We start from the raw sequence: 15,747 nt of genomic DNA on the forward strand, positions 1-15,747 counted from the left end.
CTTGACAATTTAAGATCAGGTCGGTTTTTAGTAAAACACTAGCTAAAAAACCCCTGAATCCAGTAATATATATATTACCATAAATCCGCATTATTAAAACGAGCCGTATTCCTTTTGGATTTCATCAATAACCGATACGGGCACCTGGCCCTTTGTCCATTAGCAATTCTATTAATTCTGCTTCGCTTTTCATACCTATAATCCGGTGTTGATTATCAACTATGACCACCAGCATATAATACGAAGGCTTACAAGATGCTATAACCTCTTTTACCAGGGTATCGGGATAAGCAACCAATTGCCGGGCAGGAAGCATACCATTCCTGGCTAATTCTCCCTTTTTATTTACTAAAAAGCGCATAAATGAATAAAATAGGAGTTGGCCTTCACGCCAGGCCGCCCAGTAAAGAATAGCAGCAATTATCACCAGATTTATACCCACTATATTATAATAAGCAATATAAACACCCAAACCGCCTATTAAAATGGCACATAACTTACCTAGTAAGGCAGCCCGGGCAGTAGCTTTTTTGTAGCCGGATATACGGGACAACCAGGCGCGAAGAATGCGTCCTCCATCCAGAGGTAGAGCAGGTAATAAATTAAAACATCCTAATAATAGGTTAATGTATATAAATAAAGACACCGGTTCCGAATCAGAACCAGAATACAGAAAGTGGAAAAAAGCAGCCAGGGATAGGCTGGTCAATGGACCGGCCAGGGCGATGAAAATTTCCTTGTCTGGTTCCAAACCAGTCAGATCTTCCATCCGGGCCTGCCCGCCAAAAGGAAGCAGTTCAATCTCCACAACCTTTACCCCTAGCCCTGCAGCCATTAGGGTATGAGCTATTTCATGAACCAGCACGGCCGACGTTATAATCAGTATTTCTAGGCCCCATCCTAACCAAATATAGACCAGACATAATAGCAAAAATAACGGGTTAACCACCAGAGAAACGCCGGCAATCTTTCCCAGGTTCATTCTAATCTAGCAAAAATTCGGGATTAACTGGTCCTTCCTGGTCACGCAACTCAAAATAAAGTTGTTGGGAGGCTTTCCCCAGAAGCTGCTCTGATTTAACCTGAACTCCTTCCTCAACTAGCACTTCGTCTAACCCCCCATACAGGGAATATAATTCCGACTGGTGGTGTAGCAAGATAGAGCGACCTTGGTTATCATCGGTAATTTCCACCACAGTTCCCCCCAATACCGGCCTTACCAAAGTATTTTCTTTGACTTCTAAAATTACCCCGGGAAAAAACTCCTGTTGTCGGTTAACATCATCCCAATGCCAACCATATTCTTTTTCTACTTTTAAGAATTCACATGGAAGCTTTAGGTTTTGACTAGAACTGGCTGGAATCGCTGGTGGTAGAAAAATGCTGAACCTGGTATTTTCCGTTAATCGAGCCAGCTTTTGCTCTACTCCATAATCCTTTAATACAAAATTAAGCACCGGCTCCACTAGTCGCCTGCTGCTATGATTTGACTGTACTGATAATCCCACCAGAGTAGCTATCACTACCACTACCAGCATGCGAATACGAAAACTCCCCATCATAAAACCATCACCTCTTTGTATATATCATCTATGGCTGGCATTTGATCAGGTACATCTCCGAACTATTAACAGTTGGAACTGCATTTTGTCCTATATATGTTGGCACAAATGTTCTATAAACTGGAGCCATATAATTACCAGCACTACGATCCGGGGATAAACATAAGATGGTACCACGTAATAAACTAAGATTACTAAAATATATCGATGCCAATTACAGATTATACCTTTAGTTTATTATCCCGGTTAAGTAATTTCGGGTGTTTAGATTTACATTTGTGATCCATGGGGAGAGCTGGAGATTATCGACAAAATAAAAATGGGCTCAGGATGGCATCCTGGAACTATGGGTATATAAGGCAGGCAAATTTGATAATATTATTAATGGTACCACCACCTGGGTAAAGAATCTTCCTTCAACTCACCCCTCAATAAAAAAAGCCGGCGAACCGGCTCAGGTACTAATATTAAAAATATTATCTTAACTAACCGGGTATAATCCCGGGCAGCGAATTTTCTAAATAGCTGTAGTTCTAGCTTTTTTAACCAGTTTGCGATAAATACCAGGAGGAATAAAAAAAAGCGCCGTATTAAGAATCTTGTCCAACAATATCAGCAAATTATCGTTACCATCCCAGTAAGATTCTAAAACTTCCTGGCTGACACTATCCATCAAGCGTTTAAGTACTAAAGCCAGCAATAACAGATCATCAACCTGCCCCAGGAAAGGTATCATGTCCGGCATCAAATCCCAGGGTGATAGTACATAAGCAGCCGTAGCAACTAGCAGTACCTTATCAGATTGGGCTATTCCTTCATTCTTCATTAATCGGTATACCAATTTCATAAGATTAGGTAAGAAAAGCATAGCTTCCTTAAGACCTGACTCGGCTGCCATTTCAGCTTGTTCTTTCATATTCACTTTCTACACCTCCTCAAAGCTATTATGCCTCTCCGGTTAAAATACTATTTTCTTACCCCGGATATTAACACTTAAAATCAGCCCTACTGCCACCATATTAGTAAGTAATGAGCTTCCTCCATAACTTAAAAAAGGTAATGGTATTCCCGTTATCGGCATCATACCTATTGACATGCCTATATTTTCAAAAATATGAAATAACCACATCGCTGAAACTCCCAAAACAATAAAGGTACCATATATATCTTTGGCATCATAACTAATATAAACAGCCCTGATCAGTAGTATTCCATACAATATTATTAAAAGGGCGGCTCCGATAAATCCCAATTCTTCGCCAATGACTGCATAAATAAAATCGGTATGATGTTCTGGTAAAAAATTAAGCTGCACCTGGGTACCATTAAACAAGCCTTTTCCAGTCAAACCTCCTGATCCGATAGCTATTAAGGACTGGATAGTATTCCATCCCAGGCCCCGACCACCCTGTCCATCATCATAGGGATCAAGAAAAATAGTGAGCCGCTTAATTTGGTAGTCTTCCAGAGGCAGCCACATACCAAATTTAAAGTGCATAAAAAGGGCTACTGCCACCAGAATTACTGCAAGTACTATGATATAAGTTAAAATCCGGGGATTAGCTCCAGCTATATACATCATTACAAGGGTAATAGCAATATAAACCAGAGCGGTACCCAAATCAGGTTGCATCATAATAAACAAAAAAGGTACTCCCATATATAAGAAACAAGGCAGCATCTGTTTAAGAGTAGTCAGCTCACCCTTGCGTCGGGTTAGGAAATCGGCAAATGATAATACCAAAAGTATTTTAGTGAACTCAGCCGGTTGCACTGCCGGTAGTGGACCCAGGCTAATCCATCCGGTAGTCCCTCTCACCTCTTCACCGAAAACTAGAACAGTTATAAGCATCAGCAAAGAAAGTCCGTACAAAATCATGCTGTATCTTCTAAAATGAGAATAATCATAACGTATTATTAGCAGGGCCGCTACCACCCCTAACAATAAAGAAAACAGCTGTTTTTTTACATAAAAATAAGGGGCCCCTGAAATGCCCTGACTGGCACTAGTTAATGCCACCAAGCCTAATATCAGAATCATACCTAAAACGATTATAAAAGTTTTATCTATAAATCTTAGCCTTTTTAAGTTCACTTATCGCTACCTCCCCGTTCATTATACCGGGATCAGAAACCCCCTGTCTACCTTCCCAATCCCGGTATTATCTGGGGACTAGCTTTAGCGGCCCTATCAGCCTTTTCTTTAAAACAACTGAAATTTCCTTTGATATCCGGGTTTTATTAACTACTTAGGCAGCAGCAAAAAATAAGCCCGGGTAAACTTCCCGGGCGAAAACCTTTAGACAAGTCACCTCCTCTACTATTGGTTAGCAGCTTTTCTAAATCCTTTTACAGGAATACTGGCAATCAAAGCCACTGAATTTTCCTCATTTTCCAGATTAACAGTTAAAGCTTCTTCATCTATATCAAGGTACTCCTGGATAACCTTAATCAGATCCTCTTTCAGCGCATTTAATAATTCCGGAGAATTAGAGGACCGGTCATGGACCAGTACCAGGCGCAAGCGCTCCCTAGCAATTTCCTTACTACCCGCACTTTCTCTGCAGAATATCTTGCTGAGAAGATCAAACAATGTAATCCCCCCTACCTGGCTAATTTCATTATTCTCTTAAATTTGTCTACCAGATTACTTTTATCATCCGGATTTAGAATGGGAACATTCTCCCCCATAATACGCCGGGCAATCCTTTTATAAGCTCCCCCGGCCTTGGATGAACTTTCCATCACCGCTGGTTCACCCCGGTTAGTGGATACGATAATACTTTCATCCTCCGGAACTACTCCTAAAAGTCCTATGGAAAGAATATCCAATATATCGTCAATATCCATCATATCGCCGCGTTTTACCATTTTGGTGCGCAAGCGATTGATAACCAACCGTGGTTTAATAACCCCGGCAGCTTCCAAAAGGCCGATAATACGATCAGCATCCCGTACCGAGGATACTTCAGGGGTAGCAACAACAATGGCATCATCGGCACCAGCGATAGCATTTTTAAAACCCTGTTCAATCCCGGCAGGACAATCTACCAGGATATAGTCAAATTCTTTACGCAGCTCATTAGTTAAATTTTTCATCTGGTGCGGAGTAACGGCATTTTTATCACGTGTTTGCGCTGCTGGCAATAGGCACAACCCCTCAAAACGCTTATCTCTTATCAGCCCCTGTTTTAGCTTACAATTACCATTAACTACATCTACAATATCGAAAACAATCCGGTTTTCTAGCCCCATGACTACATCCAAATTTCTTAATCCGATATCAGTATCCAATAAGACCACTTTTTTCCCCATCATAGTAAGGGCGGTGCCCAGATTAGCAGTGGTTGTGGTCTTGCCCACGCCCCCCTTCCCGGACGTTATAACAATAACTTTACTTTTCATCTTTTCGCCCCCATTCATATTTTTAACTTCTCGATAATAACTTTACCGGCTCTGATACGTGCCACCTCCGGAGTTGCGACAACAATCACCTCACCATCAGGAGGACGGGTAATATGATTAGCAATACGTAACTGGGTCGGATTCAAGCGATAAGCAGCTACAATAGTTCTGTCATCGCCAAAAGCTCCTGCATGAGCCATTCCCCTTAAAGAACCCATTATTAAAATATTTCCACCGGCAACCACCTCAGCACCCGGATTTACATCCCCTAGAATTACAATATTTCCTTCGGTAAACATTTTTTGTCCGGAGCGAAGATTACGACATAATAAAGCCGTCTCTTCGTAGTCAGGCATGTCCTCAATCATCATATCCTCTGATATAAGTGGAGGTCCGTTAGACATGAGCTCCTTTAGGTGCAGTCCATGGTCTAAAAGGATATCCTCGATCTCCCGCACCTGTTTACTGCTCAGATGTTTGTCACCCAGATTAATTTTCACCATAGTTCCTAACAGGTAATCATCAATACCCCGAAGCTTTTGGACCAGTCCCTCCTTTATTTGCTTAAAAGTATTGTATTCTTTCAAGTCAATGAGTAAATCGCCATTTACTCTTTTAACTACAGTCGACACTATTAGCCCCCCTATCGAAAGCCTTAAGATTATTACGAAAACTTTTTAGAGGCGAATCTTAAAATACCCTGCTCTCATTATCTTCTACTATAGGGAGTATTTTCCTCTGATGAAAAATAAAAAAATAGGGGTAATCTTGTTCGATTACCCCTATTCCAGTCGATTCTGACCCACTAAATTATTGCATTAATCGGCTAATGAATTCGAGTTATTTTGACTTTCTTCTTCACCTGCTAAATGATCCTTAATCCCAAAATATTGTTCAAAAACCGTTTTACAAACGATACCTGCTGAGCCCCCACCACTATAACCGTATTCTACCACTCCGGCAAACGCTATCTGGGGATCATCATAAGGAGCAAAAGCTATAAAAACTCCATGGAATTCTTTCATCTGGTTGTCCCCCCGGCGGCCAGTCTGGGCAGTACCAGTTTTAGCTGCTACCTCAATCTCCGCTGGAAAGTGGTTAAAAAGAAAACGGGCTGTACCACCTGGCTGGGTAACGGCTAGCATAGCTCGCCTGGTTTCTGCGATGGTACGTGGCGAAACATCCGCTCTTTTAATTAATTTAGGTTTAATCTCCCGGATAACCTTGCCCTCTGAAGAAACTACCTTATTAACTATATGCGGTTGCCTGAGATAGCCCCCATTAGCAATGGTGGCTGCAAAATTAGCCAGCTGGATAACGGTATAGTCATTGGAACCCTGACCTATTGACATATTAAAGGTATCAAATGGCTGCCACGTAGTATCAAACTGATAGTCAATCTGGTATTGTGCCTCCAGATGAGCTGATTCGTTTTTTTTCCTTTTTTCTATCTTTTGTATCTCCTGTTCATCCCGGGCTTCTTTTAATTGCGCTGCATATTTATCCTCTAACTCCTGACGCAATCTATTATATTTATTGTTAATCAAGATACTATTAATCTCTTTTTTCCACTCCGGGGTAGGTAGAAGTCCCCGGTTCTCATCTGGTAAATCAACTCCGGTCCGCTCACCAAGTCCAAACTCATTAGCCACATGGATTATATTATCCTTACCAGCCCTGCGCCCCATCTCTTGAAAATAGGTATTGCAGGACCCGGCCATACCACTGTAATAGTTAACATTACCATGGGCCGCCGTACACTTAATATAAGGTGGAACCCAATAAGCTCCCCGGCAGTTAACAAAATCGTTAAGAGGATCGACTGCTCCCTTCTCCAGAGCTGCCATGCCGGTTATAGGTTTAAAGGTAGACCCGGGCGGATAAGTTACCTGAATAGCACGGTTTAATACTGCCCCCGGCTCCATAGGATTATAATTATCACCCTGGGGAAAATAGTAAGTAACTTTATCATGGGCAAGATTACCTTTCCAATCATCCGGGTATAACTGCGGAAAGCTGGTCATAGCCAGTATTTCACCGGTTTTAACATCTAAAACTACTGCTGATCCTACTTTAGCTTTAGGATAATTTTTTTGTAGACCCTCCAGGGTTTCCAGCATGCTTTTATCCAGTACTTTTTGCAACTTCATATCCAGGGTTAAATATAGATTATTTCCCGGGCTGGGTTCTAGAGTAACCAATTCCCGTACCGGACGGCCCCGGGCATCAACTTCTACCCTTTGAGCCCCTTCTTTTCCACGCAGTTCTTGTTCATACTTTTTTTCTACCCCAGCTTTACCGATCAAGCTATTAATGCTGTATTTAGAATTACCCAGCTGAGCTATTTCCTCTGCAGTAATGGAGTGAATATACCCCAGTGTATGCCCGGCCAGTCCCCCTTCTGGATAGTAACGTAGTGGTTCAACTGTTATAGTAACACCTGGCAGTATTTGTCGATTTTCTTCAATTTTTACAACCAGTTCCCAGGGTATATCACGGATAATAACTACCGGCTCAAATAACCGGTACTGTTGCATCTCTATTTTCTCCTCTATAGTTTCAACCGTTACTTCAGGATAGTAACCTTTTAGTAACTCGACTAACTGCCCGACTACATCAGCGTGGTCTTTAATTTCCAGAAAGGATAAACTAAGTGTATAAACTAATTTATTAGCCGCTAGTATCTCACCATCACGAGCGTAAATTTCCCCCCGGGGAGATTTTATAGATACCAGGCGAACCCGATTTTCTTTAGCCTGGGTTTGGTATACGTTATTATAAAATAACTGGACAACTGCCAACCGTACACATAATGCACCTAATAAAATAATTATCACCGTTGAATATATTTTTAATTTCTTTTTAACAACATCAGGCTTCATTTACCTCTCCCCTGAAGGTCTAAGCAGTCCATGTCTGGAAGAATTATAATACCAAATATAGGTAGGTGCCGCTAAGAGCATATTATAAATGCTCATATACAATATGGTATATAAAATACCCTGATCAATCACAGCTGAGTGGTTAACCGCAGCTTCAACTACAAACATAGCCAGGGTATTAAGCAGAGTTCCTACCAATACCCCGATTATTCCCACCAGCAGATTTTCCTTGAACACTACTCCCTGCAACCGGCCAACTACATAACCTACCAGAGCTTTGGATAGTGCATTTAGCCCTATAAAACGGCCCATATATAAATCTTCCAGTAGACCACAAAGAAATCCATAAAAAGAACCCTTTAAATTACCACTCAAAAGGGCATGAAAAACTACAAAAATAAGTATTAAATCCGGCATTGCTCCCTTTATACTATATATGCTGAATAATGTCGATTGTAAAAATATGGCTACAAATGGCAATATTGCCAGTACTAAATAACGCATTTACTCTAAAGCTCCGTTTTCCCCGGCAGGGGCACGATACCCGGTAACCACAAATACCTCTTCCAGCTTATCAAAATTAACCACCGGCTGTACTTCTGCGGTTAATAAAAGGCCATTAGGCTCCCGCTCAATATTCCTAATAAAGCCAACCTCAATTCCTTTAGGATAAGTCGTCGATAATCCGGAAGTAACTACCTTATCATACTTTTTTATCACCGAATAATAAGGGATATTATTCATGCAGAGGCTGTTGCTATTACCTTGTCCCTCTACAATTCCATTCGTTTCACGCGTACGTTGTAAAATCACACCCACAGCCATCTCCCGGTCAGTGATAAGGCTTACCTGCGATGATTCCTGGCTGACACTGGTGATCCTGCCTACCAGGCCCTCGGCATTAATGACCGGCATACCCTTTTTTATCCCATGAACCGTTCCCCGATCTATAATTATGGTTTTATACCAGTTACTGGGACTACGAGCAATAATCCCTGCCGGTACCATATCATACGTATCCAGGTTACGGTTTTTAAAATCCAGGAGTTTTTGTAAACGTAGGGCTTCTGCTTTATATTCTCTTAAAGCCTGATTCTCCAGAGCCATTTTCTGGTTTTTTCCCTCTAATATCTGGATTCTTTTAAGTAAAGACTTCTTTTCACTAAATATATTAGACCAGCCTACCCCATTATCTCTAAACTTAGCCACCCCACTCTGTAATGGGGTATATAATTCGTGTAACATCTTTTCTACCATAGTTAAATTATCGCGCGGGGTACTAGTAGCTCCTATGGTAATAAGGGCTACCACCACCAGCAGGGCTACCAGCCAGAAGTATTTGTTTCGAAATAACTTTAACAAAACTCCTCACCCATTTTAAAAGGATTTTTTGGGGGTAATAAGTACCCTCCTCAATACCTCAATGTTTTCCAGAACCTTACCCGTCCCTCTGGCTACTGCCAGCAAAGGTTCCTCACATACATAAACCGGCATATTGGTTTCATTACTGATTAATTTGTCTAACCCCCGCAGCAAAGCTCCCCCTCCAGCCATAACGATACCACGATCCATAATATCTGATGCTAACTCAGGCGGGGTTTTTTCCAAACACACCTTGATACCATCAATAATATGTTCTACCGTCTCCCCCAGTGCTTCATTTATCTCGATAGATGACACCTCTATAGTTTTCGGTAAACCGCTTACCAAGTCCCGTCCTCGTACTTCGTAAGATTCCCCCGGACCTTCCCAAAGCGCTGATCCAATATAAATCTTAATATCTTCCGCAGTTCGTTCACCAATTAAAAGGCTATAATTCTTCTTTAAATGCTGGATAATAGCCCGGTCCATATTGTCTCCCGCTACGCGAACGGATTTAGCCGTAACAATTCCGCCCAGGGAAATAACTGCCACCTCAGTAGTACCCCCGCCAATATCCACAATTAAGTTTCCGGTAGGTTCGTGCACCGGAAGTCCCGCTCCTATAGCAGCAGCCATAGGTTCTTCCATCAGATAAGCTTCTTTGGCCCCTCCCTGTAAGGCAGCCTCGCGTACCGCACGTTCCTCAACAGTGGTACAGCCAGTCGGTATACTGATAACTACCCGTGGCCGTATCAGGGGCGACTTTTGTCCTAAAGCTTTATTAATAAAATACTTCAGCATGGCCTGGGTAACATCAAAATCTGCAATAACTCCATCCTTCATAGGCCGGATAGCAACTATATTACCGGGAGTACGGCCAATCATCTGCTTGGCTTCATCGCCTACTGCCAGCACCTTACCGGTATCATTCTGAATTGCCACTACAGATGGTTCCCGCAATACCACTCCTTTACCTTTCATATGCACCAGTGTATTGGCGGTACCCAAATCTATTCCCATATCTTTACCGAACACCACTTATTTGTTTCCTCCTTCAATACGTTTAACTGTCTTATGTTAACCTGAAAAGTTAGTGGTAAAGTCCATATATACATACTGGGGCTAAGAATTAGATAAGATTTCTACTTTTTAAACTGCAATAGGTTCCTTCCCCTATGATGACATGGTCCAGAACCTCCATACCTAAAATATGCCCAGCCTCCATCAGACGTCGGGTCACCTCTATATCCTCCTGGCTAGGTGCCGGATCACCACTAGGATGATTATGAACTAAAATAAGGGAGGCAGCACTTCGTTTAACAGCTGGCTTGAATACTTCCCGGGGATGCACAATGGAGCTGTGTAAACCACCTACTGAGATATCTTCTATGGTAATAAGCCCACCTTTGCGATCCAGGTATAGAACCCGAAAGTGCTCCCGATCATAATAACGCATATCCTCCATAACCAGGCTCTTTACATCTTCCGGTGACCTTACACTTATTCTGCGCTGGGTATTTATAGATATGCGCCTGCCCAGCTCGATAGCCGCTTTAATGGATACAGCTTTAGCCGTTCCGATTCCGGGTTCTTTAGTAAGTTCTTCAATACTAGCCTCTTTGAGAGAACGCAGGCTTCCATACCTAGCCAGCATACTGCTGGCCATATCCAGAGCATTAAGACCTGCCATACCCTGGCCCAAAATTATCGCCAGCAATTCGTCATCATTTAGAAATACCTCTCCTTTAAGGAGCAACTTCTCCCGGGGACGCATGTCCTCGGGAAGATCCTTTATTCCCATATAATATTGGCTCATTTACATACCCCTCCAGCAGATTAATTCCCCACTGCTGGAGCATAAGATACAAGCGCGTCAATGGTAAACCGACTACATTAAAATAACAACCTTCAATTCTTTTTATGAATATTGCTCCTAACCCCTGTATGCCATATGCTCCCGCTTTGTCCATTGGTTCCCCGGTAGCTATATAGGCTTTTATCTCTTCATCTGTTATTTTACGAAAAAAAACACGAGTAATTTCATTTTCCAGCTCATAATTTTTACTTTTGGCATCCATTAAACATACTGCTGTAATAACCTCATGATCACGCCCACTTAACATTTTCAGTTTTAAGGCGGCATCTTCCCTATTACAGGGTTTCCCAAGAATATTACCATCACAAACTACAATGGTGTCAGCCGATAAAATCAGCCCAGAATCCACATTTCCAGCTACACACCTGGCTTTTCGCAGGGCAATCTTTCTCACTGCGTCCAGGGGTGATTCATCTGGTCGAATGTCTTCATTTATCCGGGCAGGAATACAACGGAAATCCAAACCTAATGTATGCAGTAACGCCTTTCTTCTGGGCGATTGCGAGGCTAAAATAAATTCTTTCATTGGGTTATCCCACCATTAAATCCTTTTATAAATAAAATAAGCAGCTACAAAACCTATGATAGTAAACAAATTAATACGCAGCATAAAGCCAAAAGATAAAGTAAATACCTTTAAATCCAGGGTAAAAGAAGGAATGCCAATGCTATGCACCCTTCCCCAAGTAGCCAGCACAGGCCAGATTTTAATCATAGCGTCCCCGATCCAACCCCCGACAATACCTCCCAGGATTAAAAGCAATAAAAAGGTTTGCCAGTTAGGGTAGGCACCTCTTTTCCCTTTCACCTAACCACCTCCCAGCAAACTTTGTATAAAAGTGTAGCATTACTATAATGTAAAAACAAGCTGGGTAAAAATGAAAGAAGCTCCCCTCAAGAGAGCTTCTTAAGCAGCATAATTATTTATCTAAGGCAAGATTAAAACTGAGAACTTCCAGATGAACTGAAAGATCCACATTTCTCAACACTACATCATTGGGAACCTGCAATACCCGCGGAGAAAAATTAAGAATAGCTTTAACCCCGGCACTGATCAGCTGATCGGTTACATCCTGAGCTGCTGGGGCAGGTACTGCTACTACTCCAATCGAAATTTTATACTTTCTTACCTTTTCTTTTATAAGTTCAATTGATTCTATTTCTATGTCACCCAGTCGGCTGCCGATCCGATCTTTATCTACATCTAAAATAGTGCATATATTAAAACCACGATCGGCAAATCCCCGGTACAGGGCCAGGGCTGATCCCAGTTTACCGGCCCCAACAAGAATTATATTCCAACGATGGTCCAAACCAAGGATTTTCATAAGATGCCCATATAATTCTTCAACCTTGTAGCCGACCCCGCGGGTACCAAACTCTCCAAAATAAGCCAAATCTTTTCGGACCTGAGCTGAACTTACTCCTACTCCTCGAGCAATCTCGCCTGATGATATTGTATCAATGCCATCCTCAAGCAACTGGTGCAAGTATCGGGAGTAAACAGAGAGCCGCATAACGGTAGCTTCTGGAATCTTATAGACCTTCAAGCTCCCCACTCCTTTTTCACAAAATTTGAGTGCTAACTCTATTGTACCACTCTTGTGAAATAATTCGCTAACAATTTACAAAAAAGCTCTTTCTTGAGCCAAAGAAAGAGCATGTCTTATTATATAAAAAAATATACCAATTTGTAAATAAATAATGAAACCATACCGGAAAATGGTATAGTAATAAACCAGGCAACAATACTTTGCCGGGCTATATTCCAACGGACCCCCTTAAATCGTTTAGCGGCTCCTACCCCCATAATGGCTGAAGAAACTACATGAGTAGTACTTACTGGTGCCCCTAGTAAAGTGCCTGTATAAATTACTGTAGCCGCAGTAAAATCTGCCGCAAATCCATTAATAGGTTCTATGCGGAATATTTTTCCTCCCATAGTACGGATAATTTTCCACCCTCCTATGGCCGTTCCTGCTGCCATAGCACTGGCACAGGCTATTTTAACCCATAGAGGAACCTGAAAGGTAGAAATTAATCCTCCACTGAGCAAAACCATAGTAATTATTCCCATGGATTTTTGGGCGTCATTAGAACCGTGGGCAAAAGAAGCCATACAGGCAGTAATAACCTGTAATTTACGGAAACTATTATTAGTACGGGCCGGAGATGCTTCTTTAAATATCCAAAAAAGCAGGGTCATCACTAGACTCCCGGCTACCATACCGAGTACCGGAGAAATGATCAGGCCGGAAAAGATTTTAATAAAGCCCGACCAGTTCACCTGATTAAATCCAAAACCAGCAATAACCGAGCCGGTCAGGCCACCAATTAAAGCATGAGAAGAACTGCTGGGGATACCAAAATACCAGGTAAACAGATTCCAAAAAATAGCTCCAATTAATGCAGTTATAAGTACCAGGGGGGTTACTAGATTTGGGGCTACTATGCTTTTTCCGATAGTAGCTGCTACCGCGGTGCCGCTTAAGGCTCCCAAGAAATTAAGGCTAGCTGCTATCATAATAGCAGTACGAGGGGCGAGTGCTTTAGTCGATACTGATGTGGCTATGGCATTGGCCGTATCATGAAAGCCATTAATATAGTCAAAGGCTAAGGCAAAAAAGATAACTAAGACGACTAACCATATACTAAACATATTTTACAGCTACTCCCTTAAGTATATTACTGACATTTTCGCAATAATCTAAAGTGGTTTCCAGATGTTCATAAATTTCCTTCCACTTTATAATCTCTACTACATTGTCAGTATTTTCAAAAAGAAGAGCAATTCCGGCCCGGTATAGATAGTCTCCTTCGTGTTCAAAAGAGCGTATTCTTTCACAGGAGTCTATGATCTCCCGGTGCTGGGAACGTACGTGAGGTAAACTATCCACAGCTATTTTTATCTCAGAAGCAGCCGCTTCTAATACATGGACAAGTTTTAATACATAAACATACCGGGGTGGTTCAGCTTTATAGATTACTACCTTTTCCATAGTTCCCTGAATATGATCCAAAACGTTATTAAGCTCCCGGGTTAGTAATAGAATATCCTCGCGATCAAAAGGAGTTATAAAAGAACTGTTAATTTGATTCATGACTTCGGCTAATGTTTTATCACCACGCTCTTCTACCTCGTTTATCATATCAAGGTTTCTAGCTGGATCAATAGGGTTTTCAAAAAAGCCTTTCAGTATAGCCGTTGCTTCGCAAATAGCTTCAGATAGCTGGTTAAAATAATGGAAAAATTTTTCGTCACGTGGCTTTAATCGGAAAACCAACCCTATACCTCCTTGAAATCATACCTTTCCATCCTAGACCCATTATAGCAAATATACAGTTTGTCCCTGTGTTAAGAATGTGTTAAGAATCGCTTAAGCCCCGGTAAAGTAGCGTCTGGCCTGGTCAAGTACATAGAAAGATCCCGTAACTAACAGGTAATCATCTCCATTTAGGAGGCTTATCCCTTTAGCCACTGCTGCCTGAATATCTTCCTCTTCGTATACCTGAATATCAGGAAAAAGCTGTCGCCACGTTTTAGTTACCCGTTGCCATGCGCTCCCCCGGCTTCCCTGAGGTCGGGTGACTATACAGACGTGGGTTCCGCTACCCAGAGGTTCAAGAGTATGATAGGCATCTTTGTCATCAACTATACCGCAAACTAAAACCTTACCGCGGCCAGGAAAAAGATTTCCTAATGACTGGGCCAAAGCGCGAGCAGCATGTGGGTTATGAGCAACATCCAGCACGCTTAAGGGATGCCAATTTATAATCTCAGTACGCCCCTTGATATGTAAATCATTAAGGGCTAATTCTGTATCCCGATCACTGAATGCAAATCCTTCTGAGGCAAGAATTGTAAGTGCTCCCATAGCCACTGCCAGGTTATCAAGCTGATAATCTCCCAGCAAAGACAGCTCTATACCTGTCAAACTGTGGCCGGGCATGCGAATATTTACCTTCTGTCCATAGGGACCAGGAGAGCCATAGCGATTTATCTCTATTTTTGCATCGTCAAAGACTGAAACCCCTTTTTGCCGGGCTTGTTCTAATACTACCCGATAAGCCTCTTCCGGAATCTGCCCTACCACTACCGGAGCCCCTGGTTTTATTATGCCAGCTTTATTAAAAGCTATCTCCTCCAGGGTAGATCCTAAAACATTAGTATGATCATAATCAACACTAGTAATTACTGATACCAGGGGATGAACCACATTGGTTGAATCATACAATCCACCTAACCCGGTCTCTATTATGGCCAGGTCAACATCATTATCCCGGAAGAATAAAAAGGCCAGGGCAGTTAATATCTCAAATTCAGTAGGATGTTCTATTCCTTGTTTAGTCAAGTTTTGGGCTACTGCATCTAGATGATCAAGGTAATGGAGAAACTGTTCACCGTCAATTTCTTCATTATTGATAGTAAATCTCTCAAAATAAGAGTGAACATGGGGCGATATAAATCGCCCCACGCGGTAGCCGGCCTGAGAAAGCACACTGGCAATCATTAAGGAAGTTGATCCCTTGCCATTAGTACCTGCAATATGCACGCACCGCAGGTCTTCATGAGGATTGCCTAGTGCTTCCAGTAGTATAGATATTCTTTCTAATCCTGGTTTACTTCCAAAAACACTTAATCGGGACATTCGCTCCTTAA

Annotated in this window: 18 protein-coding genes; all 18 read right to left on the reverse strand. The window is 42.0% G+C overall.

Annotation, left to right across the window (positions count from 1 at the left end):
* Positions 1 to 124: 124 nt before the first annotated feature.
* Positions 125 to 982: a M50 family metallopeptidase gene (locus tag ACZ5Q0_RS02680; protein WP_447182684.1), complete on the reverse strand. Its 858-nt coding sequence runs from the start codon at positions 980 to 982 to the stop codon at positions 125 to 127.
* Position 983: 1 nt separating this feature from the next.
* On the reverse strand, positions 984 to 1,562 hold the full coding sequence (locus ACZ5Q0_RS02685; RefSeq protein ID WP_446819547.1) for a peptidoglycan DD-metalloendopeptidase family protein: 579 nt from the start codon (positions 1,560 to 1,562) through the stop codon (positions 984 to 986).
* Positions 1,563 to 2,079: 517 nt separating this feature from the next.
* Positions 2,080 to 2,478: a YkvA family protein gene (locus tag ACZ5Q0_RS02690; RefSeq protein WP_446820724.1), complete on the reverse strand. Its 399-nt coding sequence runs from the start codon at positions 2,476 to 2,478 to the stop codon at positions 2,080 to 2,082.
* A gap of 42 nt (positions 2,479 to 2,520) precedes the next feature.
* Positions 2,521 to 3,657, reverse strand: a complete 1,137-nt coding sequence (gene rodA / locus ACZ5Q0_RS02695; protein WP_446819546.1) for a rod shape-determining protein RodA — start codon at positions 3,655 to 3,657, stop codon at positions 2,521 to 2,523.
* Positions 3,658 to 3,882: 225 nt separating this feature from the next.
* Positions 3,883 to 4,155 carry a cell division topological specificity factor MinE gene (gene minE, locus ACZ5Q0_RS02700; RefSeq protein ID WP_446819544.1) on the reverse strand — a complete coding sequence of 91 codons (273 nt, stop codon included), beginning with the start codon at positions 4,153 to 4,155 and terminating at the stop codon, positions 3,883 to 3,885.
* 11 nt (positions 4,156 to 4,166) lie between these two features.
* On the reverse strand, positions 4,167 to 4,967 hold the full coding sequence (minD, locus tag ACZ5Q0_RS02705; RefSeq protein WP_446819542.1) for a septum site-determining protein MinD: 801 nt from the start codon (positions 4,965 to 4,967) through the stop codon (positions 4,167 to 4,169).
* 14 nt (positions 4,968 to 4,981) lie between these two features.
* Positions 4,982 to 5,599, reverse strand: a complete 618-nt coding sequence (locus tag ACZ5Q0_RS02710) for a septum site-determining protein MinC (protein ID WP_446819541.1) — start codon at positions 5,597 to 5,599, stop codon at positions 4,982 to 4,984.
* A gap of 186 nt (positions 5,600 to 5,785) precedes the next feature.
* Entirely contained in the window at positions 5,786 to 7,849 is a 2,064-nt protein-coding gene (locus ACZ5Q0_RS02715) for a penicillin-binding protein 2 (protein ID WP_446819539.1), read from the reverse strand.
* A complete protein-coding gene (mreD, locus tag ACZ5Q0_RS02720; RefSeq protein ID WP_446819538.1) occupies positions 7,850 to 8,353 on the reverse strand; it encodes a rod shape-determining protein MreD in 504 nt (167 codons plus the stop codon).
* Positions 8,354 to 9,211: a rod shape-determining protein MreC gene (gene mreC / locus ACZ5Q0_RS02725; RefSeq protein ID WP_446819537.1), complete on the reverse strand. Its 858-nt coding sequence runs from the start codon at positions 9,209 to 9,211 to the stop codon at positions 8,354 to 8,356. It abuts the gene before it with no gap.
* A gap of 15 nt (positions 9,212 to 9,226) precedes the next feature.
* Complete coding sequence (locus tag ACZ5Q0_RS02730) at positions 9,227 to 10,249, reverse strand: rod shape-determining protein (protein ID WP_446819536.1); 1,023 nt, start codon at positions 10,247 to 10,249, stop codon at positions 9,227 to 9,229.
* A 91-nt stretch (positions 10,250 to 10,340) separates the two neighbouring features.
* A complete protein-coding gene (radC, locus tag ACZ5Q0_RS02735) occupies positions 10,341 to 11,027 on the reverse strand; it encodes a RadC family protein (protein ID WP_446819534.1) in 687 nt (228 codons plus the stop codon).
* Positions 10,957 to 11,613, reverse strand: coding sequence for a Maf family protein (locus tag ACZ5Q0_RS02740; protein ID WP_446819532.1), 657 nt, complete (start codon positions 11,611 to 11,613; stop codon positions 10,957 to 10,959). The genes radC and ACZ5Q0_RS02740 overlap by 71 nt, the downstream gene beginning before the upstream one ends.
* Positions 11,614 to 11,628: 15 nt before the next feature.
* Complete coding sequence (locus ACZ5Q0_RS02745) at positions 11,629 to 11,895, reverse strand: DUF4321 domain-containing protein (protein ID WP_446819530.1); 267 nt, start codon at positions 11,893 to 11,895, stop codon at positions 11,629 to 11,631.
* A 112-nt stretch (positions 11,896 to 12,007) separates the two neighbouring features.
* Complete coding sequence (locus ACZ5Q0_RS02750; protein ID WP_446819529.1) at positions 12,008 to 12,637, reverse strand: redox-sensing transcriptional repressor Rex; 630 nt, start codon at positions 12,635 to 12,637, stop codon at positions 12,008 to 12,010.
* Between the two features lie 119 nt (positions 12,638 to 12,756).
* Positions 12,757 to 13,746, reverse strand: a complete 990-nt coding sequence (locus ACZ5Q0_RS02755; RefSeq protein ID WP_447182685.1) for an inorganic phosphate transporter — start codon at positions 13,744 to 13,746, stop codon at positions 12,757 to 12,759.
* Positions 13,739 to 14,371 carry a DUF47 domain-containing protein gene (locus tag ACZ5Q0_RS02760; RefSeq protein ID WP_446819525.1) on the reverse strand — a complete coding sequence of 211 codons (633 nt, stop codon included), beginning with the start codon at positions 14,369 to 14,371 and terminating at the stop codon, positions 13,739 to 13,741. Before ACZ5Q0_RS02760 ends, ACZ5Q0_RS02755 begins: the two co-directional genes overlap by 8 nt.
* A gap of 93 nt (positions 14,372 to 14,464) precedes the next feature.
* The gene (locus tag ACZ5Q0_RS02765; RefSeq protein WP_446819523.1) at positions 14,465 to 15,736 is read right to left on the reverse strand and encodes a bifunctional folylpolyglutamate synthase/dihydrofolate synthase; all 1,272 of its coding nucleotides are present in this window, start codon (positions 15,734 to 15,736) and stop codon (positions 14,465 to 14,467) included.
* Positions 15,737 to 15,747: the final 11 nt, after the last annotated feature.

The organism is Syntrophomonas erecta subsp. sporosyntropha (genome assembly GCF_055395365.1).